The sequence below is a fragment of the Pseudomonas sp. PNPG3 genome (genome assembly GCF_023093815.1).
GTDB lineage: Bacteria > Pseudomonadota > Gammaproteobacteria > Pseudomonadales > Pseudomonadaceae > Aquipseudomonas > Aquipseudomonas asiatica.
In genome coordinates this window covers 1-264 of the sequence record NZ_JALLKV010000247.1, presented here as the reverse complement: position 1 = coordinate 264, position 264 = coordinate 1, and the positions used below count along the sequence as shown (strand labels likewise).

Genomic DNA, 264 nt, shown 5'->3' with positions numbered 1-264 from the left:
GCATCTACTTCCCGAAATTCACCGGCACGATCTACGAGATCCTGTCGGCGCCAATCTCCTATTTCGAGGTCGTGCTCGGCTATGTCGGTGCCGCCGCGACCAAATCGATCATTCTGGGCCTGATCATCCTGGCGACCGCCGGGCTCTTCGTTCCACTACACATTCACCATCCGGTCTGGATGCTGGCGTTCCTGGTGCTGACGGCGGTGACGTTCAGCCTGTTCGGCTTCATCATCGGTATCTGGGCCGACGGCTTCGAGAAGC

The 264-nt window shown here is 59.1% G+C and carries 1 protein-coding gene; it reads left to right on the top strand.

What is annotated here, in order from left to right; translation table 11 throughout:
* Positions 1-264, top strand: a 264-nt coding sequence (locus MJ643_RS30915; RefSeq protein ID WP_247727341.1) for an ABC transporter permease, incomplete at both ends; no start/stop codon positions are given.